Source organism: Salinivibrio sp. AR647, assembly GCF_001995415.1.
Lineage (GTDB): Bacteria > Pseudomonadota > Gammaproteobacteria > Enterobacterales > Vibrionaceae > Salinivibrio > Salinivibrio costicola.
On sequence record NZ_MUFE01000008.1, the window covers coordinates 1 to 20,186 of the forward strand.

Annotated in this window: 14 protein-coding genes; all 14 read right to left on the minus strand. The window is 46.5% G+C overall.

The features are described 5' to 3' along the window. Window positions 1-224: 224 nt before the first annotated feature. The 14 genes from BZG76_RS10675 to tssC all read right to left on the minus strand — a co-directional run bounded on the left by BZG76_RS10675 (window position 225) and on the right by tssC (window position 20,176). Window positions 225-1,496, minus strand: a complete 1,272-nt coding sequence (locus tag BZG76_RS10675) for a type VI secretion system ImpA family N-terminal domain-containing protein (RefSeq protein WP_077461332.1) — start codon at window positions 1,494-1,496, stop codon at window positions 225-227. Window positions 1,497-1,544: 48 nt separating this feature from the next. Further along, window positions 1,545-5,045, minus strand: coding sequence for a type VI secretion system membrane subunit TssM (tssM, locus tag BZG76_RS10680; protein ID WP_198532343.1), 3,501 nt, complete (start codon window positions 5,043-5,045; stop codon window positions 1,545-1,547). Between the two features lie 61 nt (window positions 5,046-5,106). After that, the gene (tssA, locus tag BZG76_RS10685) at window positions 5,107-6,519 is read right to left on the minus strand and encodes a type VI secretion system protein TssA (protein ID WP_077461334.1); all 1,413 of its coding nucleotides are present in this window, start codon (window positions 6,517-6,519) and stop codon (window positions 5,107-5,109) included. 2 nt (window positions 6,520-6,521) lie between these two features. After that, window positions 6,522-7,196 carry a type VI secretion system-associated protein VasI gene (gene vasI, locus BZG76_RS10690; protein ID WP_241824084.1) on the minus strand — a complete coding sequence of 225 codons (675 nt, stop codon included), beginning with the start codon at window positions 7,194-7,196 and terminating at the stop codon, window positions 6,522-6,524. Beyond that, complete coding sequence (locus tag BZG76_RS10695) at window positions 7,193-8,773, minus strand: sigma-54 interaction domain-containing protein (protein WP_077461335.1); 1,581 nt, start codon at window positions 8,771-8,773, stop codon at window positions 7,193-7,195. The genes vasI and BZG76_RS10695 overlap by 4 nt, the downstream gene beginning before the upstream one ends. 2 nt (window positions 8,774-8,775) lie before the next feature. Next, window positions 8,776-11,421 carry a type VI secretion system ATPase TssH gene (tssH, locus tag BZG76_RS10700; protein ID WP_077461336.1) on the minus strand — a complete coding sequence of 882 codons (2,646 nt, stop codon included), beginning with the start codon at window positions 11,419-11,421 and terminating at the stop codon, window positions 8,776-8,778. A gap of 38 nt (window positions 11,422-11,459) precedes the next feature. After that, complete coding sequence (gene icmH, locus BZG76_RS10705; RefSeq protein WP_077461337.1) at window positions 11,460-12,227, minus strand: type IVB secretion system protein IcmH/DotU; 768 nt, start codon at window positions 12,225-12,227, stop codon at window positions 11,460-11,462. A 2-nt stretch (window positions 12,228-12,229) separates the two neighbouring features. Next, window positions 12,230-13,564, minus strand: a complete 1,335-nt coding sequence (tssK, locus tag BZG76_RS10710) for a type VI secretion system baseplate subunit TssK (protein WP_077461338.1) — start codon at window positions 13,562-13,564, stop codon at window positions 12,230-12,232. Between the two features lie 5 nt (window positions 13,565-13,569). Continuing rightward, on the minus strand, window positions 13,570-14,046 hold the full coding sequence (gene tssJ / locus BZG76_RS10715) for a type VI secretion system lipoprotein TssJ (protein ID WP_077461339.1): 477 nt from the start codon (window positions 14,044-14,046) through the stop codon (window positions 13,570-13,572). A 2-nt stretch (window positions 14,047-14,048) separates the two neighbouring features. Continuing rightward, the gene (gene tagH, locus BZG76_RS10720) at window positions 14,049-15,521 is read right to left on the minus strand and encodes a type VI secretion system-associated FHA domain protein TagH (protein WP_077461340.1); all 1,473 of its coding nucleotides are present in this window, start codon (window positions 15,519-15,521) and stop codon (window positions 14,049-14,051) included. A gap of 2 nt (window positions 15,522-15,523) precedes the next feature. Then, a complete protein-coding gene (tssG, locus tag BZG76_RS10725; protein WP_236719535.1) occupies window positions 15,524-16,477 on the minus strand; it encodes a type VI secretion system baseplate subunit TssG in 954 nt (317 codons plus the stop codon). Between the two features lie 11 nt (window positions 16,478-16,488). Beyond that, a complete protein-coding gene (gene tssF / locus BZG76_RS10730) occupies window positions 16,489-18,258 on the minus strand; it encodes a type VI secretion system baseplate subunit TssF (protein ID WP_077461342.1) in 1,770 nt (589 codons plus the stop codon). Between the two features lie 5 nt (window positions 18,259-18,263). Further along, a complete protein-coding gene (gene tssE, locus BZG76_RS10735; protein WP_025740375.1) occupies window positions 18,264-18,701 on the minus strand; it encodes a type VI secretion system baseplate subunit TssE in 438 nt (145 codons plus the stop codon). 2 nt (window positions 18,702-18,703) lie between these two features. Then, window positions 18,704-20,176: a type VI secretion system contractile sheath large subunit gene (gene tssC / locus BZG76_RS10740; protein WP_077461343.1), complete on the minus strand. Its 1,473-nt coding sequence runs from the start codon at window positions 20,174-20,176 to the stop codon at window positions 18,704-18,706. Between the last annotated feature and the right edge of the window lie 10 nt (window positions 20,177-20,186).

A 20,186-nucleotide genomic window follows, 5' to 3' on the forward strand; every position in this document is an offset into this window, starting at 1 on the left:
AATCGAATCGAGATATAACATGGCGTTGGCATAATCGCTCCTTTGTATGTCATGGAAGACACATCGCCACCGTGGCGGTGTGCCTGTTCGCTCTCTTATCCTGCGAAATGCATGCCAAGTTTTTTTACCATTATAAATCAGTATATTAGAATATTCCTGACCAATTTTTTGCACGTGCCAAGCAACTTCTTGCCAAGCCAAGCAAAAAGTTGCTCAGCATAAGGCTACCGGGTAGCTTGATGGACATTAATTTTTTCTTGAAGCTGGGCGACTTTCCAACTTAGGTGGTTTAAGCGTTCGGTAAGTACGGCTAGCTCGGCGTTGGCTTTATCGATATCACCCTGTTCCACAAGTGTTTCGACATAATCGGCTCGTCCATAAATAGGCGATAAGCTGATGGCGAAATCTTCCAAAGATCGAGTTTGCTTTTGCAACGCCCACCAGCGGTTTTGCTCTGCAAGTAGAGCCATATTCGCCATCTTGGTTCGAACCGCGCGAAACTTATCGATGTATTTAGCGGTATTTCCCAGTGCCTCTTTGCGCTCCATGTCATAACGCGTCAATAATTCACGAGTTTGTTTATTGTCGGCATAGAGTGTGGCCAGTGCATTAAGATGCGCCTTGGCCAGTACTTTGCTCGATTCAATCGACTGCTCCAATTCTTGAGTTGTCGATTGCGCGTATAACGGGACGAATTGTGATTCCCAGCGCGCTAAGGTGCTTGACTGATGCGTTTTTGCAAAAGCCGCCGTGGCGTCAGCATGATTTAAGCTCGGCGCCGGCGCATCGACTTGAAAGGGGGTTTGAAAGTAAGGGATATATGGGTAACCCAGCCATATGACCGCGGTTAAACAGGCCCCTACGACACCGGCCAATAGAGTGCGAATACGACTTACCCTGATACTAATGGTTAGGTTAACGTTTTCATCGCGTTGTTGCTGTTTTAGTGCACTATGAAATCGCGTTTCTATTCGGTCGATATGTTCAAACAACACATACGCGATCCCCTCATAGTCAACCACATACTTGGGTTGGTGCTGTTCGAGCACATGATATAGGGTGTCGCAGAGCTTTTCACAACGGTACAACTCGCGTAATGCTTGTTGGTCTGGCTTAATCTGGTTTAGCTCTCCTTGTACTCGAGCATTCACCCACTCCAGCGCCTCTTTTCGCGCCCGGGCACGCTTTTCAGAGACCGCGTCTTCGTTATTCAAACAAGCAAGGATCAATTCCAACCCGTTTGCCAATCCTGCTAGGCCGCCAATTTTTAATGCCGCGACGGTATAGTAGCCACTGAGCAGCAAATCAATACCTTGCTCACTGGCGAGTGCTTGACAGTTATCTTTTACAAATTGCCAATCGGTCCCCCCGGATAATGGCGAGTGTCGTTTATTGATTTGGGCTCTAATTGCTTGATAACGCTCGTCATCACGCAAGGGTTGAACATCTTGGATAACACGAAACGGCTGGTTATCAATCGAGAGTATAAAAGACATTTAGCATTCCTGATAAAGCAGGGGCGAGTATACTCACCCCATGATCAGTTAGTAGAGATTGCGTGAGAGCTTGAACGATTTGAACAAGCGCTGCGTGAATGGATTAGTGGCAGCCTGAGCATTAACACGGTAGATCATTCCACCGCCATCAACATTGAATTGATAGTCAACCGAGGTAGTACTAGCCGAGACCACTGCTCCTTGATCAAGGAGACGGAACAACGCCCATGGACCACGAATCACTACACTACGCGGTGACAGGTTGGTTTTCGTGGGCACCAATGTCAGTTTTGAGGTAGCCGAGTCACGAAGCGTGTTTGGCCAAATGAGCTCAATACTGTCTCTAGGCCCATGGCTGTAGGTCACATACTGGCCATCAACATTCAAAACACTGCGTCGTTTATTGCTGCTTAAACGCAAGGGCTCAACAGAGAAGCTCACATCCAAGATACCTTTACGATTAAAGAAAGCTTCTCGAATTTTTTGTGCTTTTTGGATCTGTGCTAACAAGTCTGGGCGAATTAACGAACCATTTGTCCCTTTATCCCCAACTGATATGTTTTCATCTATAAACATTTTCAGCTGACTATTGTAGAAATTATCCAGGGTTCCTTCCGGCGCAAAGAAGCTTTCAAAGTCGCTAAGTGATGCATCTTTACTGGCATTCGGATTAAACGGATATCGGTTCGCCAACTTTTGTTGATAAGGGCGATAGACATCTTGATACCAACGGACTTCAAGGTGTTTGATGGCCGCTTGTTTAACGACATGCCAGCTTTCATCGGCGAGTTTATCAACCATACCATCAAGCGGCTCAGGTAAACCGGTAGCAATCCGTTTAAGTGTATAAATGGGGTCGGTATTCACCAACTTAACACGTGCTTTGGTCGCATCCAGTGCCGCTGTACCTATGTCAGGCGCATCTTGGATAGATTTAAGGTAGCTTTTTAGCTCCTGTACCGACGCCAACACTTCACTCAGGTAGGCCGGTTTGTCATTCACCGCTTTAACAAGACGGTTCAAATCTGAAAATGGTGCCTGTATTTGTGACGCCACCTCATATTTTGGATTTTCTGAGATCGCTTCTTGRGCGTCTTCATCCAAACCGAGGCCTGATGCAAGCTGGGTATTGGTTTCGAGGGTGCGTAATAAACGCTGCAAGGGTCCTACGTGCCCAGTAAAATTATCCAGAACCGTTACGGCATCGTTAATATCACTGAAAAACTTCACATCAATTTCGTTCAGCGCTGTACGCCACGTATTTGTATAATCAGCAACATACAAATCACGTATTTTGTTTCTAAGTGCCTTTTTATCCGCGTCACTAAACTGCGCCGTTTCTGCTTCACCTAATACCCAGCTATCAATCAACGCCAAGTCAGAAACTGACTGGAGCTTCGGAACAAAGTAATCTTCAAAACCAGTTTTGGTCAGCATTTGCGGAATATGTAAGTTTTCGCTATCGACTTCTCGCTCATCAAAAACAACATCAAAGACAGGACCTACCGCGTTCCGCAGGTTCATTCCCGAGCCCAGAACGGTCTCTGCGTCTAACTTCAAGTTCCGATATACACGTTGGTCGGTCGGCATTGTCCGCAAATCGGCTTGAGCACGTGCAATGGTCATATCATAGGGCCGCATCACACGCTCTGCCACGTCGTCACCTTGACGACGTGCAGCCGTCAAATCCGTATGCCGCATGGCATAATCCAAATGGCCGAGTAAACGTTCTTGAATGACCTTTTGCCCGGCAAATTCTTGTTGCCATCGTTGACTAAAATAATCCATCACATAGTCATGATAGCGGCCGCTTTTATCCACCATCATCCGATAAACACGTAACGCCACCAGCTGCTCTTGATCTGTTGTTGCCTGATTAAGATCAACAACCGTATCCGCCATCAAAAGAGGCAAGAATCGACTTTTTAATAGGTTGAGGTACGTTTGTTCGACTTTAGGTCCAATCACATGACCCTGATATAGACCAAAGTCAGAGACATATTTAGGCTTTTCGCGGAAAAAGCCAAATTCCAGCGTCGCTTGACGGATCTGGTTGAGCGGTTTGAGCACCTCACGTTGCGATGCACCGGCTGCACTGTTTGAGAACTGGGTTTTATATTGATCAACTTTTGTCAATACCGCATCTGCATGTGCGACGTTGGCCAGATAATAGCGATGCCACGTCCCCACTAATAAGACAGTGGCGATAGAGCATGCCAGTACAGACATTCCCATCAGGCGCCGTTTATGTTTTGCCACGCGGAAGTTATCCGACGCGAGTCCCGCTTCGGGATAGATAATATTGCTAAATAGTTTTTGCGTGAAAAAAATCGTTGAATTCTTGGCCTTTTGAGCATGATTGACCGCATGTGACAATCCATAACGACGAGAGGCTGCATCATCGAATGCGTTCGTTGGTACCCCTTGCTGATAGACAGAGGTAAAATACGCGCCTCTAACCAGCGCCGAAGTAGAGAATTGGTCACTCGCCAGTGCTTCATTAAAAAAAGTAGCAAGAATATCTTTCAGCCCAGCGATCTGACGCGAGAAGCTATAAATCGCTTTACGATCCTCAAAATCAATCGGAGCGGCCAGTGCATGCGGAACTATCGCATTAATGCGATCAATAAATGCAGAATAGTCTTCATCAAACTCTTTAAGCCATGAGTCCAAGTCATCCACAGAGTTTAAAGAAAAAGTGAAACCAAGCACCTCATCGCGTTGCTGCTTAGAATAATGTTTAAAAAACGGTTCGAAGCCATACAACAAATCGAGTTTTGTTAGTGCAATATAAACAGGAAGCCGCGTCGATAGCGTCTCCATCAACTCCCGCAACCTGGCACGTAATAGGTTGGCATACGCCTTGCGTTCTGATGCCGTGGCCGTGGCAAGGTGTGACGCATCAAGGGTTAATACAATCCCATTCAGCGGACGGCGGCTACGGGTCTGCTCCAGCCACTGAACAAAGTGCGACCACAAACGACGCTCAAGCTCACCATCATTATTTTCGTCCTTATGTCCTTGTGTCAGCAACTCACCATCTGGGTCGATAACAACCGATTCGTCACCGATCCACCAGTCAAATGAGTATGGATTCTCACTCTTTTTGCCCGATGCGCGCATAACTGAAGAGAAAACAAAGTTCTGCCCCGAACGATTAATTAGGCTAGTTTTCCCCGCATTTTCAAGCCCGAGAACAAGATACCAAGGGAGTGCATAGAGATGATTCCGCTTGTTCAAGTTTTGCTTCATATTTGCAACAACCTGATTCAGCTCTTTCTCTTGGCGCTCTTCGTATATCTGAATGGGGTCTTCACGCAATCGTTCAGTGTGCGCTTGCTCTGCTTGGAAGCTTTGTAGCTTTCGCCATTGCCATACGCCCCAAATCGCTAAAGCGCCAAGCGTTATAAAACCACTACAAACAGCGCGTGCCATCACGGATGCTAATGGTTTTTTCTCGCCCATCGTCAACCAAGGGCCTGCCCACCAAATGGCGACATTAACAAGAATAAAAATCGCTGCTAATAAAATAGGAAAGGCTGCGACCATGCCAGGCTTAAGCTTTTTCGCTATTTTAAAAATGTTTTTCCACATGAATTTTCGCCCTTAATCACTCTGACGTTGTACTGCGTTCAAGTTGTTCCACCAAGCTGGGTTCCCAGTCGATGACGCTCATGGTTTTAATTTCTTGATTTAGCGTTTGATACTGCTCTTGAGCCATACTGTTAAGTTGATTCGCTCGCATGAGATCGGCCGATATCATTCGCCAATAGAAATGATCGCGTGGTTCTCGTGCCGCTTGTAGCCCATCGTTTAGCATGGAGAGTGCTACCGCAATACCTCCCTCTTTGGCCAACGACAGCGCTTCTTTTCTCTTTTCTTGCCAGTCACCGTTTACGGTCTTTCCACTTGCTTGTCCCGTACTGCCATGAGCTAGCCAATCTTTAACCGCATCAGACACAAACGGCTCTCCACCCTTGAACTTCAGCTCTGCCAGCCCAGGAAGCCGCTCTAGAAACTGACTGACTTCTGACTGAATCGCGTCACACCAACTTTGGTGACCCAATTTTTTAGCAATGGAGTAACTCATTAAGTGCCCTTCAAACCAGTAAGGTGCCATAGTGAGGCTTTGCTCAACTTGCCGCCATAATGCCAAATCGGGGTGCCGCATTTTATCTTGATAGTCTTTCACTCGATCTTGTTGCATCCCTCGCAATTGCGTCTCGCCGCCGGTTTTATGATCGGGTAAGGCGGTAATGCTGTACCAAACCGCGTAGCGACGAAGGCGGATCGCGAGTGCCATACCGTCATCTTGTTCCGCCAAAAAAGAGGCGACTTTTAGTAACGTTTGCTTGGTTGCTTTGTCGCTGGAGTGATCAACATCTAAGCCAGAGGATGTCACTGTTGTCGTTGCGGTTCGCGCCGAGGCTTGCGGTGTTTCTTTCGCGGTTTGGTTAGCACGCTGACGCTCTTCCGCCTTTCGCAGTTCGGCTCGCACATTCACGACGACACTACTGACGACGTCATTGGTCAGGCCTTTCTCTTCAACTGCCTTTTCCCATTCGGCGATCGCCTTCGTCAATGACTCACGATCTTGCGCATCAAACTGGCCAAAGTCCGTTTTATCTATCGCCATCGAAAATCGCTGTGCCATTTGACTAAAGAACTTTCGACGAGGCAGATTTCCACGCTTACCCGGTGCTGGGAAGCTGTCTTCCCAATACTGAGACATAAATGATGCCATCAACTCAAACGAGAGGATAAAGCGAGCCGGAGACGCTTGGTGATGTAGACACTGCAGCAGGTAAGTCAGCAATTTAATGTCTTTGCTCTTTTCTGCTAACAACTTAACAACGCTGTGCTCCACCTCGTCCCACTGAACATCAGCATGGGAGAGAGAGCCAACTTTCATCATCTGATCTTCAACGAAATCAAACAAAGGATCATCGACTAAACGCTCACCGACTGCGCTATTTCCCGGGATTGGCTGTGAAATGCTGCGTTTATATTCTTTCAGTTCCATATTTACCAACCACAACGAGAACGAAGAGCGCCCAGTGCATTACTTAATGGCTGGGTATCAAATGTCAGCCCATCAACGTACTGAGAATTAGAGCGAATGGTTAAGCTTTCATCCTGCGCTAATGTCTTCATTAGACGGATTGCAGGTAGACCACGAGAGGACGAGAGCACAACACCTGAGTCATCATTTCGCCAATACTGGGTCTGAGTATTTGGGAACGTTAGTTTGACCCGACCATCATCAATCGGCTCCGGTAGCATCAACTCCACTCGGCTTAAGTTATCGATACAGCTAAGCATCAATAACGGCTGTTCGCTGCCTCGAAAAGCGGTGTTAATGTTACTCGCCTGTAACGTAATCCATGCGCTACTTCCTCGTCCCTCACCCTTTTGATTCAATGACCATGTTTTTGGCGCACTGTCTTGTGCCGCTTGTGTTGCTCTACGCCACTGTAACGGCATTTCTAAGTGATTATCTGCAGGTTCAGACGATGAAACTTGGGTATTAAATACACGATCAAAACAGGCGAGACGATCTAATCGTGACGTCACCGCGCGGCATTGTTTGGCTTGCTCAACTTGCTTTTGAGCGGAAGCAGGTGCGCCAGTCACCGTGGACGGTGCCAAGATTGACACCAGCATGACCCCGGCTAGTGCACAATAGTTTGGGTTATTCATGGGGCTTTTATCTCTAGTTTTCGGCACTTATAGGTTAGGGTTCGACGAGGAATGCCCAAACTATCGGCAGCTTTACTTTTATCGCCATCAAATTGAGACAAGCGATCAGTGATGATCCGTTGCTCAAAGTCGTGCAACGCTTGTTTTAGATCGGCGATGGAAGCTGCATCAATATTTAACACGCTATCAGCCGTCGACGCGCCATTGGTATAGCCTATAGGCATCGACTGAACGTTTGAGGAGCCTGATACAGGTTGCCCGTTACTGATACGCCCACTAAAGGTCGCAATGCTGATAGATTCACGATCAGGCGTTTGAGCACATGCGTATTCAATAAGGTGTTTTAATTCTCGTACATTACCTGGAAAGCTATAACTCAGAAGCATATCGAGCGCGTCAGGCTGCAGCTCTCCTACACGGGTGCCGTGTTGATGATTGAACCTATCAAGAAAGTGATAACTCAGCTGACGCACATCTTCTTTGCGCTGAGCAAGCGATGGCACATGAATCGGATATTGGAGCAAACGATAGTATAGATCTTGACGGAAAGAGCCTGTTTTTACATTGTCCAGCAGGTGCACATGTGTCGCGGACACCAACCGAAAGTCAGATTGACGCTCTCGACTTCCTCCTACGGGGCGGAACGTCCCTAATTCAAGCACACGCAGTAATTTAGCTTGCAAACTCATCGGCATATCACCAATTTCATCAAGAAACAGTGTTCCGCCATTTGCTTGAGCAATCAGGCCCTCTTTATCTATGTTCGCACCTGAGAATGCACCCTTTTCATAACCAAATAGCTCACTTTCTAGCAAATGTTCAGGAATAGCAGCACAGTTGATCGGAATAAATGGCTGGTGTCGACGCGGTGATAAATCATGCACGGCACGCGCGACAAGTTCTTTACCACTTCCTGTCTCGCCTTGAACCAGTACAGATAATTGTGAGGAAGCCGCATTAGCAATTTGCTCACGCAGTCTTCTCATTAAAGTACTGTCTCCAATCAGGGTGGAGGATAGGCTCGCCGCCCTTTCTTGCTGCCGTGTTTGCTTTTCAATGTCAGTCAAAGAGGCTTTTAACGCACGACGATTGCTTTCCTCTCCTTCCATTTCATTGAGCAGTGACCATTGATGTTCAAACACATCCAACACCTGTAAAAACGACGCATCATTCCAAAGGCTAGATAGCGTTTGGTCATCGCCGATAAGACAAAGCAAGAGTTTTACATGTCTATCATGGCGAATTAACGGTCGAATAGAGACGGCTTCAAATAAGCCAAGATCGCCAATAGCCTTTGAAAAGGCTCGATTAGACTGCCAATAAACAATGTCTTCTGCCACTAAATGCTTAGTCGTCGCATTTTGCAACACGTGTGCAAATGGCGTGTCAAAGTCGGTGACAGACCAAGACTCCCCGCTGGAATGGCAGACAAGCTGCCTGCCATCACAACTCGGGACCAGCAGCATTCCTTTGCGCAGCTTGAGCTCGCTGACCAAAATCTGGATAAAGCGAGACTGCAAGTCAGTTGTTCGCCTTTCCCGAGCTAAGTCAGTAACATAAGCTAGCCAGTTATGCATTCTTATTCTACCTCACCCTTAAACTCGCCATTATCTGCCAGTAGACGAACGTGCGTGATCGCCGCTTTGTCGGCCAGCTTGTTTAATAATTCGAGTGAGACGGATGGCAATAACTGTCCTTCAATAATCGCCTCAAGCATACGAGCGCCATTTTCGCTCCGCGTCGCGCGCTTCAAAATCTCGTCAATTAGGCTGTCGTCAATATCAACGGTTGCGCCATAGCGCTGAGCAAAAGTCGCTTCCAGGTGCGCTAATTTGCCGCGTACGATCTCCGCCAACACGTCACGTTCTAGTGGGACATAAGGCACCACCTCCATCCGTGCCAGCAAGGCAGGTTTAAAGAATGCGGCAAGCTCAGGATATAACGCATCATCAATGTTGGCTTTGTCGTGTGCATAGTCAACAATCGTTTGATAGCCCAAGTTAGACGTCAGGAAAAAAACGGTGTTCTGACAGTCAATCATGCGCCCTTCACCGTCCGCTAGCTCCCCTTTGTCGAAAGCTTGATAGAAGATATTGAGAACTTCTGGATGGGCTTTTTCAACCTCGTCAAGAAGCACCACAGAATATGGCATCTTGCGGATTGCTTCGGTTAGTACGCCGCCTTCACCATACCCAACATAACCTGGGGGAGAACCAATAAGACGTGAGACCGTGTGTTTTTCTTGGTACTCAGACATGTTGATAGTGGTTAAAAATTGTTTACCACCATAGAGTTGCTGGGCTAATTGCACCACGGTTTCCGTTTTACCGACGCCGCTTGGCCCTACCAATAAAAATGCCCCTTTAGGTCGACCAGAACGCCGCAAATCAGCACGCGCAGTCAGTAAGTGCCGATGTATGCGTTCGATAGCAATGTCTTGCCCTTTAATCGCATTTCCCAGTAACGTTGTCAGGTTTGTGATTTTGTAGAGCTCGTCGCTGTTCATTTGATCGATAGGCACGCCTGTCCAATCAGAAATCACTTCTGCCACCTGCTCAGCATCAACGTGTGGATGCATCAACCGCTGATCATGAGGAATCGCGTTAAGCGCGTCATATTTCTCAGCTAACGTCTTGGCCTGTTCTGCGCGATCTTCTTCTGTGATAACCGGTTGCGCGTCATTGAATTCATCTGCTTGGTCATCGTCAGACGGTGAATACAGTAGCGCTGCTCGCAGTTCGATTATCTCTTCGACTAACGCGCGTTGTTCACTCCAACGCACCTGTAACGATTGTTTTTCAGCCTCGTCAGCTTGCTCTTGTGTCTCTAGTTCATCTAAACGAGCTTGATCAACGACTTGGCCAATATATTGGGCTCGCTTCAGCATCTCTATTTCTTGCTGGCGTTGATGACAGAGCGTCTCAAGTAACGCGAGACGTTTAGGGGGAGTCGTTAAGTTAATGGCAATCCGTGCACAGGCAGTGTCGAGTACATCGATCGCTTTATCAGGCAACTGACGCCCAGATAAATAGCGAGCAGACAGTTCCGCCGCCGCTTTTAAGGCATCATCGGCAATCAATACACCATGGGCTTTTTCATACACACTGCCAAGCCCTCGCATAATATCAACGGCTTGGTTTACGGAAGGCTCTTCAAGCTTCACCAACTGAAAACGACGCGTCAAAGCAGGATCTTTTTCGAAATACTTTTTGTATTCTTTCCAGGTGGTTGCGGCGATCGTGCTCAGCTCGCCACGCGCTAAGGCGGGTTTGAGCAAGTTGGCAGCATCACTGCCCCCTTCCTGGTTTCCTGAGCCAATGAGAGTATGAGCCTCATCAATAAACAGAATAATGGGGTTCGGCGCGTTCTTAATGCCATCAATGACACCTTTCAATCGCTTCTCAAACTCACCTTTGACGGAAGCACCCGCTTGAAGCAAACCAAGATCAAGGCAGAATAGCTCAACGTTTTGTAGGCGCTCTGGGACATTACCGGCCGCAATGCGCAAAGCTAACCCTTCCACCATGGCGCTTTTGCCTACTCCCGCATCACCGACAACAATTGGGTTGTTTTTACGACGGCGACAAAGAATATCAACCATTAAGTTGAGCTCTTCTTCGCGACAAAGCACTGGATCCAATTCACTATTTTTGGCTTGTGCGGTGATGTTGGAGCAATACTTATAAAGCGGTGACTCGCTGCCTTCCATTGATGGCGCTTTTGGCCCTTTTTTCTGGTCACTTTCCACGGCAGTTTCAGCAGAGTCCGCGACAATAGCGTCAAAATGCGTTTTCAAGCTCTCGCGATTAATGCCTGCTAATAACTTGGATGCCGAACGCGACAAGTAGCGGTCGGCGCGATTTAATACCGCAAAAAAGACGCTTCCCGAACGCAATTCTGATTGGTTTAGCTCTGTGGTTGATAGCAACCATGCTTCTTGCAGTACTTCAACCAACAGCGGCGAGAACGCTGGGTAGGTATCAAGCGTGTTATCTCGCTCGTAATTACCTGCGAGCGCTTGCTTAAGCGACTCAGTGTCGATATTTGCTTGCTTGGTAATGAGTCGAACGTCAGACAAAGGATTATCTAGCAAGACCTCTAGGAAGTGCTCAACTAAGACTTCAGGATGATGACGCTCAATACATAATGAGGCGGCTTGCTCTAGCGCTAATTTGCTTGGCGCATTCAATTTAGCGATGAGCGTGGACAATTCAATTCGAATCACAGGGACACCTAATTCTAATCAATATAATGTTGTTCGGGTCACAGCAACTGATTCAGTTGACTGAGTACATTTTCAGACTTTTCATGTAGAAAGTATGAATAGCCAGCGAAGATACCCGCCCACAAGACGAGAAATCCGACAAAAATAGACCAAAGCGGCACCTGGCGGCTGAGTGCATACCGAGTGTTAACAACATGGTTACTCCCCTCACTCAGTTGTTTGGGTTGCTTTTCATCATCTAATAGTTGGTCATGTAGCCTTTTAATGACTTTTTCTCGCTGCGCATACCCCCCATCAATCACTCGATATTTCCCTTCAAAGCCCAAGCACAAGCAGTGATAAATAAACACGAGTAATGGTCGATACCTCTCGGGCTCGTTTTCCAAACGACCTAGAACAGTAAATACTTTCTCACCTCCCCATGTTTCATTGTGGAAACGAGATAACATTGAATGCTCAGCCCAGCAGGTGTTAGCTCCCCATGGGGTACCCATGACCGCTTCATCAAGAAACGTACACAATATATAGCGATATGCCATCAGCATTGCATGTTCATAACCTTGCTCTGATAGCTCTATTTCGATCGCTTTTATTTCCTCGATCGTTTGGTGGTAGATTTGCTCAATATTCTCGCAACTGGATAATGAACGTACTCGCAACGCTAACCCGAATAGAGGGGTTGCCGCATCCACCAACGCATTAGCATTGTGGCCACGTAGTTGAAACCAGTAATCTTGGTCACTGTCTATTTTTTCAACGTTATCATGTAGGAGGTCTTTAAAGACACTTTCGTCAGTGGCTGCCATAATCAATCTCTTATTGCCCAGAATTGAATATCAAGATCATCAAATGCGGCGGCGACATGGAACGCAAAGCCACTAGAGTTCGTGAGCATCGACCACGCCGCACTCTCTTTGTCCAATTGGTAGTAGGTATAGCCGGCATGGTAAGGCAACTGGCGAGGCGCAACAGGTAGCGAAATCAGCGGAATACCAGGCAGTTGAAGTGAAATAAGCTCGCGAATTTTCTCAACCGAAGAGACTTTGGTTTGCTGAGTGAACAATCGCCGTAACTCATCCAATGGCATACGTGCTTTAACTGCAACGATAAACTCTGCCGACTCCATCAATTGCGGGTCTTGAACCGGCGCAACCATCAGGCCGTAGTTGCGCTTATCTAGCTGAATAGAGACGGCTCGAGGCTCCAGCACCACACTGAGGCTCTGGCGCAAATAGCGGATAACAGGCCAAAATGCATCACCCGGCATATCGTGGTTATAAGCTGGCATTGACGGTGCCAGACGGCTTTCATCCGTGAACGTTGCTAACTCACCACAAATTGACGACAAGCATTCATACAAACGTTCTGGGTGCAGACTGCCTAAAGAGGCAAGGTGCTTCATCTGCGGATACAGACGGTTCAACGAATGTAAAAGCATAAAATCAGAGACATCAGCCACACCGCCCTGAGAAGGAGAACTAATACGTTGAGCGATATTTTTTGCGCGCTCTTGCATCAAACCAGACATTTCATTGATAAAACGGTGCAAGGTCGCATTACCAGCAACATTGAAATGGCACGGAATAAAATTAGCATCAAGGACAACACTACCGTCAGGTCGCTTTTCTGAAATCCGCGCAATAGGAATAGAGGCATAGGCACTGCGATCCTCTTTTTCTAGCATCAATTGCAACTGAACCGGTGATACATCAAGCGTGGTTGTGTCACCTTGCACACTCTGTACATCTCGCACATCGATACGACGGCTTTCATAGCGCCCTGACCCTTTTTCATCAGGCCAGTTCACTTCCATAATCGATTCACTGCGTAACGGTATAGCAAGGTAAATCAACTGATTTGAAAGCGATCCGTCTTCGATTTCTAACGCTTCAGGCATTACGTCTTCTTGTGGGATACGAAACGCCGTTCCATCTGGCATGACACCGACTGCTCGCTCGATGGCAATACGTCCAAACGCTAGATATTCCGGATTTAGTGACAGCTCAGCAATGCCATATAAATATTTACTGACGGACGTTAACCGCTCTTCCAATAAATACTCACTGTAGCGCTGATGCTGCTGGAAATGCTGAGGCTTAATAAAGAGCCCTTCGCTCCATATCACGCGATTACGTGCAAACATTACCTTTATTCTACCTTTTCTAATTTCACGTCATAATCTTGAAATAGCATCAACAAATGATACTTGCGGCCTTTGTTCAGCACTTTGACAGCTTTTTTCCATTCCCCGAGATTAGGTTCGGCAAAATGTGCCATCACACCGATATAATTTGTGTCTTCGTCGATCTCAAACGCATTGACAAATTTGAATTGCCCTGGGGTCAGAACATAGTCGTAGTTATTAATAAAGTTACTACTCAATGCACCTTCATAGTCAGTACGCAATTGATCAAATCCCGCAGACATGAACATCGAATCATCTTCGAGTTCAAAGACTTGTACCTCGATAGGTGCTGGGTCTCCTGCTATATTCGGATTTACACCACTGTCACTGACTAAACTAAACGTCGCAGTCGTGGGTTGTTCTTCAGGCTTGTATTCATCTGAAGAACTACAGGCTGTCAATAGTATGATTGCGCAAAGCACACCTAACTTTTTAAGCATGATTAGCCCTCCTGTTGTTTTTCGCGAATACGTTTGTCATAGACCTGCTCAAATATTTCCCAAAAGAGTTTAGCGAAGCCTTGTTGACGGTTAGATGTAAGCTCTTTGTAATAATTACAATACATTTCCCACGCCCAAGCCGACTCACCATCTTCATGTGCGTCCGTATTGCGTCGACAATGTTGAAAACGACGTAACAGCACTTCCGGTGAAAACGCGTTTAATATTTGATCTAATGCTTCTGAAATCGCATCCTGCGTTGCTTCATTATGATCTCTTACATTTTTTAAGCTCTCAGCAATGGCTGCAGGCGCAGACAAATGAACTAAGCTTTTATCCGCGTCATACATAGTGCGAACCGTATCTTGGTAAGAAAGACCAAGACGTAACGGGTTGTCTTCAATAGGTTGAAGATTACGGTTCATCGTTCCAAATCGTCCTTCTGCAGCTTGTTCGTGCAGTGCTAGCAAGCCTTTTAAACACGCTTGTAACGATTGACCCATTTCTTGTGACAGGAAATGCATCCGTTGAACATCTTGTTCATTCGTTATACGAACACCAAGCCCTTCTAGCATTGGACCCGTTAATAAGTGTTGCCCGTGTTCACCATGGTTATTTGACGGCGTAGGCGATGATTCATTTTGCAAACTCTTGGCCACTTCTTGCTCGAGAAGTCCTAGCTCTTTTTCGTCCATTGGCTTCATCTCATTTTCTATCGGCTTGGAAGGAGTATGTGATGCCATATTCGCTGGCTGTGCATCCAATACTTGTTGATCTGACTTGTTACTGGTGGCCTGGTTTTTTTTCTGACCGAATCCAAAAATACGCTTCAATCGCACAGAGGCAGACATGACATCTTCGCTGTCGGCCTGAGGCGTAAACGAAGGTTGCTTTTCAACCAAGTTTTTCTTTGAAATCAGATGACCCGTTTCACTGATCTGCTCGGCTGGTTCACCATCCAATAACCAGTTTGATCCTTGGATATGTGTCGATGCCTCTAGCTCGGCCAAGGGATCAATAGGCGCTGATACATCTTCAAGCTCGGGCTCGTCATCGACTGGTTCATGACCATTCGCTAACAAATCTGTGTGGTTAGAATCAAAAAGCGTATCAATATGTCCAGCGTCAACCTCTTCGTTTTTTCCGGTTAACACGCGTATCTCATATGGGCCAATTTGCATTTCATCTTTATGTGCTAAACGTGCTAATTGCCCTTTACCAAGCGGCATATCGGTACCGTTAACAAAGGTCTGTCCACACTCATCACGCACACAAAAAGCACCATCCACCATTAAGATCTCACAATGCAAATCATGTACGCGTCCTAAACGATCTTTTAATCGCCAATGCACGGCGGGCGATGCGCCAATGGTGCCACCAGATTCCACAAAACGAATCTGTGCCGACAAACCAGATTCTAAGGTTTGCGCGTTTGCGACTACGAGTGTTATGCCGTTTTGATGTTGTGAGACCATCGTTATTGCCTTACCTGAATTAATACACGCTTATCTTGCAGCTCTTCGCCAAGGAAAGATGTCCATCCCAGCGCTATGTGTTGCCCCAGCTGAAGAGCAGGTGTTTCTTCATCTGTCATCGACAACTCCAAATCAAATGCCATCTGCTCACGCAGAATAAATTCAACTAACTTACACAAAGGCTGATACTCTTTACCGACCGGTAAAAAATCATTAAAACGCTCTCGTGTCAGATCTTTGATACAAATAACGAACTTTCCATTGCAATCAAAAACCGACTCTCCAATCACAGTGTCTTCACCAAGGCGACCATTCATACAGCCAAGAGACATCTGTTGCTCTTTCGCAATCTTTACCTTGCGCGTTACCCATTGGCGGATCTCTACATGTTCAAGATCAAAACAGTGCGCGATGATGCCAGCAACCACTGTCGGTGATCGGCTTCGCCCCGCTAACGTCCCGGCATAAGCCAACATTTTGCACCAGTTTATCGGGGTGTCCCCTCTTAACTGGGGATCACCCAGCCCAACAAGCGCGAATAACTGTGCCGAAAACTGATCTTCCGCACCTGGCTGAAACCTGACGTAATAGCGGTATTTGCGCCATATGCGATAGACCAATGCGATCAATCGGTTATTAAAAAAGTCCAAGAAGGGTCTTTTAATTCCTCCTGGCTCTTCATGTAGCAGTTGCTCTGTAATGAATGCCGGCAGTGGCGATTGTGAGCCCGCAAGTCCTAAAAAGTTCGTTAGCATCACTGTGTGATCATTCACTTGATCCAGCGATGCTATATCTGATGCAGCAAACCCAAGACTCGGATTTGCACTAAACACTAACTGGCACTCGCGTTCCCATTCTTCTTCCTCTGGGTTAAGCCCTTTATGCTTTTGCAAAAGCTCAACTAATTGGAAGAAGCTATACACTCGCGCATCTTTTACGAGATCAGCGGTACTCATTTCTGTTTCTTCTAAATGAGTGGTTGCTTCCCGACTCTCGTCTGCCATGTATAGCTCTCATTATTCGTTGTGTTGATGACGGTGAGCTCATGAAAAGAATTAATGCTCGCATACAACGAGAAAAAGTGGCTGAGTACCGTTCCAAATAAATATAAATCGCCTTCAGAACCAAACCCGTCTTGATTAAGATAAATCGTCGACTGTAAGCCACGGACAGGCATTCCTCTCAATAGCTTATCCATTGGCTTTGATTGAATGTCTTCAATCGCGTTTAGCCGCTTCTTACCTACTCGCTCTGCTTGACGATCGACAAGCGCACGGAAGTCATACGCTGTTAATACACAGCTAAGTGCATCTTTGGATAACAATGACAAATAATTGAGCGATAAATTAGAAATCAACATCCATAATAAACTGCCATCTAACACAGGACGAAGTGCTTGAGTTGGAATGGTGATATTCTCGAATTCTGCAAATGGTGGTGAGCTATCCGTTGGACACGATATATCACCGACGCCTAACTCCAAAGGTAACTGTCTATTCGTACAAGTCAGCTTAATCGAAACAGCTTCATCGACGTCCACGGATGTCGATTCGTCCCCTCGAATGAAAGAGATAAAAGAATCGAATCCATCACCACGAATACTGTCTTTGACACGCGCTCGGTAATAGAGTGTCTCGCGGTTACGCACGCGCTCAACTTCATGCTGGAAGCTTTCAAATGGCGTATAAGTCCGCTTTTGACCGCGAACAGGCTGGCCATCAATAATCTTGTCTTGTCGCCCAGTGACACTATCAATACTAAACACTTCATAGTGAGCCGGTTTATTACTCGACGGGATCACCTTGTACTCAGTGTTTTTTCCCGTTAAATCAATAGGGTCTGCATCATGATTGAATAAGTTAATAATGGGTGTACAGTAAAGCTGAAAACTTTCAGGTCTGACTCTGACATCCGATGGCAAGGTTTTAGAGAGATGCAGCTGCACCGTAAACTGTCCATATACATTACTCGGTATGGCTTTATCTAATCCCCCGATGTCAACAAAGTGAAACGCCTCTGGAAATGACAAATACTCCTGCAGCACACGATAACCATCATAAACATTTTGCGGATATGGCAATAAAGCATCGCCGGCGTTAAATCCAACAGATGAAAACGCATCACGTGGTAACGAAAATGCTGTTCCATCAACATGCACAGTTACCTTCTCTAGATGATGACTCAACCACAGATAGAGCATTTGCGCGCTATATTTGTCTCCGCCAATATAAAAGCGCAGTTTATTAATGTTGGCATCTCGTACCGACATATCACCACTGAGCGTCATCTGTAGCTGTATTATCGTCGCCTCGCGCGTATGTTCAGCATGAACGCTGGAGCAAGAAAGCGGGTAAAGATCAACGTCACGGCAAGTTTGAAAGCGACACTGAGTTTCCATGGCAGACTTACTATCAAGCTCAGTCCCTTTCACCACAGTTTGCTTTTCACTGAGACTTTCTTCTGGTTTGAATTGCGCAATACACATGCTAGGGACTGGCCGTAAATAATTGGGCCAAAGCATATTAATGATTGAGTGAGTTAACTCTGGAAAGTCATCATCCACTTTTTCGCGCAACTTGCCCGTTAAGAACGCAAATCCCTCTAGTAACCGCTCTACATCAGGATCGGTGTGTCGACCGTGTAAGAAGCGAGCCAGTTGGGGATGCAGTTCAGTAAAAGCTTTACCTTGCTCTTTCAAGAACGCGAGTTCTTCTCGAAAATACTTGTCTTTCGTCATGCGATTTACAACACCCGATATTGGCGGTTCTGGTCTAAAAACAAGCTAAGTTGAACTTTCTCGTGCAGCGCTTCACTGTTGACGGTAGCAACAATATTGAACCGCAACATTAACGGTGAATGCGGATCAAAGTCTGATGTCACCAGGATATTTGTTAGCCGCGGTTCATATCTCTCTAAACAGTCTTTGATCGCGAGTTTCACTCTGAGCGATAAGTCTAAGCTTTCGAGTGTCGCATCGTTGAAATCAATCAGACCGAGTTCAGGAGAGCTTTGCGCCCCGCCAATACGTGTATTCAGCACATTGGCAATATTGCGTTTGATCGATCTCACCACGTCTGGGCTACTCGGCCCCTGAGTGACAGATACAGGTTTAGCGCCGGCTTCAAGACGCTCCAAGAAGCCGACACCAAATGCACTGTCTTCTAGCGCAACGTATGCCATGATTACTGATCAAGCCTACCAACAAGAGACAGTTCAAAGTTCGCGCCCATATATTTGAAATGAGGACGAACGGCCAAAGACACCTGATACCAGCCAGGGTTACCCTCAACGTCAGTCACTTCAATCTTGGCAGCGCGAAGTGGTCGACGACTACGTACATCTGCTGGTGGGTTTTCTTGGTCAGCGACATATTGTTTGAGCCAAGTATTCAACTCTCGCTCCAGATCTTGACGCTCTTTCCAAGAACCAATTTGCTCTCGTTGCAGCACTTTGATGTAATGCGCCAAGCGATTAATAATCATCATGTAAGGTAGCTGTGTACCGAGCTTATAATTGGTTTCCGCTTCTTTACCTTCTTTGGTGTTTGGGAACACCTTCGGTTTTTGGATTGAGTTGGCAGAGAAGAAAGCAGCGTTGTCGCTACCTTTACGCATGGTCAAGCCAATAAATCCCTCTTCGGCAAGCTCAAATTCTTTGCGGTCAGTGATCAACACTTCCGTCGGGATTTTAGATTGTAGTGCGCCCATCGATTCATAAACATGAACCGGAAGGTCTTCTACTGCACCACCGCTTTGTGGCCCAATAATATTTGGACACCAACGATATTTAGCAAAGCTATCCGTTAGACGCGTTGCAAATGCAAATGCGGTGTTCCCCCAAAGGTAGTGTTCATGAGCTTGGCTAACGTTCTCGTGATACACGAAAGATTTGATCGGATTTTCGGTTGGATCGTACGGAACACGCAACAAGAAGCGCGGTGCAGTCAGACCCAAATAGCGTGCATCTTCAGATTCACGAATTGAGCGCCACTTTGTATATTTAGGGCTTTCAAAAATAGACTTGACATCTTTAATGTTTGGCAGCTCTTCGAACGACTCAATACCAAAAAATTCAGGTCCAACACTTGAGATGAATGGCGCATGGGCCATCGCACCTAGCGCACCCATGTATTGAAGCAACTTCATATCTGGCGTAGATGGGGTGAAGGCATAGTTACCAATAATGGCACCCGTTGGCTCACCACCGAATTGACCGTAACCTGATGAGTAGACGTGCTTATAGAGACCTGATTGCGTTGTTTCAGGCGCAAACTCAAAGTCATCTAGCAACTCATCTTTGGTCACATGCAAGATGTCAACTTTGTTGTTCTCGCGAAAATCCGTCCGATCGACAAATAATTTAAGTCCACGCCATGCCGATTCCATTTCTTGGAAAGACGTGTCGTGCAATATTTCGTCCATTTGAGCACTGATCTTTTTGTCAAGCTCAACAAGCATTTGATCAACAAGTGCTTTGTTAACAGGCTCTTGGGTTTGATCGTTGCCAACGAGGTTTTCGATGAAGGCGGCGACACCTTTCTTTGCGACATCATAGCCTTCTTCGCTAGGCTCAATACGCGTTTGCGCCATTATCTCGTCAAGTAAGCCACCTTCCTTGACTTCAGGAGACTCTACGACTGATTCACTTGTAGACATGTTTCTATTT

Excerpts from the sequence above, each read along its gene's own strand:
- tagH (WP_077461340.1), bottom strand. The coding sequence starts at position 15,521 with ATGGTCTCACAACATCAAAACGGCATAACACTCGTAGTCGCAAACGCG.
- BZG76_RS10675 (WP_077461332.1), bottom strand. The coding sequence starts at position 1,496 with ATGTCTTTTATACTCTCGATTGATAACCAGCCGTTTCGTGTTATCCAA.
- icmH (WP_077461337.1), bottom strand. The coding sequence starts at position 12,227 with ATGGCAGCCACTGACGAAAGTGTCTTTAAAGACCTCCTACATGATAAC.
- tssC (WP_077461343.1), bottom strand. The coding sequence starts at position 20,176 with ATGTCTACAAGTGAATCAGTCGTAGAGTCTCCTGAAGTCAAGGAAGGT.
- tssA (WP_077461334.1), bottom strand. The coding sequence starts at position 6,519 with ATGGAACTGAAAGAATATAAACGCAGCATTTCACAGCCAATCCCGGGA.
- tssJ (WP_077461339.1), bottom strand. The coding sequence starts at position 14,046 with ATGCTTAAAAAGTTAGGTGTGCTTTGCGCAATCATACTATTGACAGCC.
- vasI (WP_241824084.1), bottom strand. The coding sequence starts at position 7,196 with ATGAATAACCCAAACTATTGTGCACTAGCCGGGGTCATGCTGGTGTCA.
- tssK (WP_077461338.1), bottom strand. The coding sequence starts at position 13,564 with ATGTTTGCACGTAATCGCGTGATATGGAGCGAAGGGCTCTTTATTAAG.
- tssE (WP_025740375.1), bottom strand. The coding sequence starts at position 18,701 with ATGGCATACGTTGCGCTAGAAGACAGTGCATTTGGTGTCGGCTTCTTG.
- tssG (WP_236719535.1), bottom strand. The coding sequence starts at position 16,477 with ATGAGTACCGCTGATCTCGTAAAAGATGCGCGAGTGTATAGCTTCTTC.
- tssF (WP_077461342.1), bottom strand. The coding sequence starts at position 18,258 with ATGACGAAAGACAAGTATTTTCGAGAAGAACTCGCGTTCTTGAAAGAG.
- BZG76_RS10695 (WP_077461335.1), bottom strand. The coding sequence starts at position 8,773 with ATGCATAACTGGCTAGCTTATGTTACTGACTTAGCTCGGGAAAGGCGA.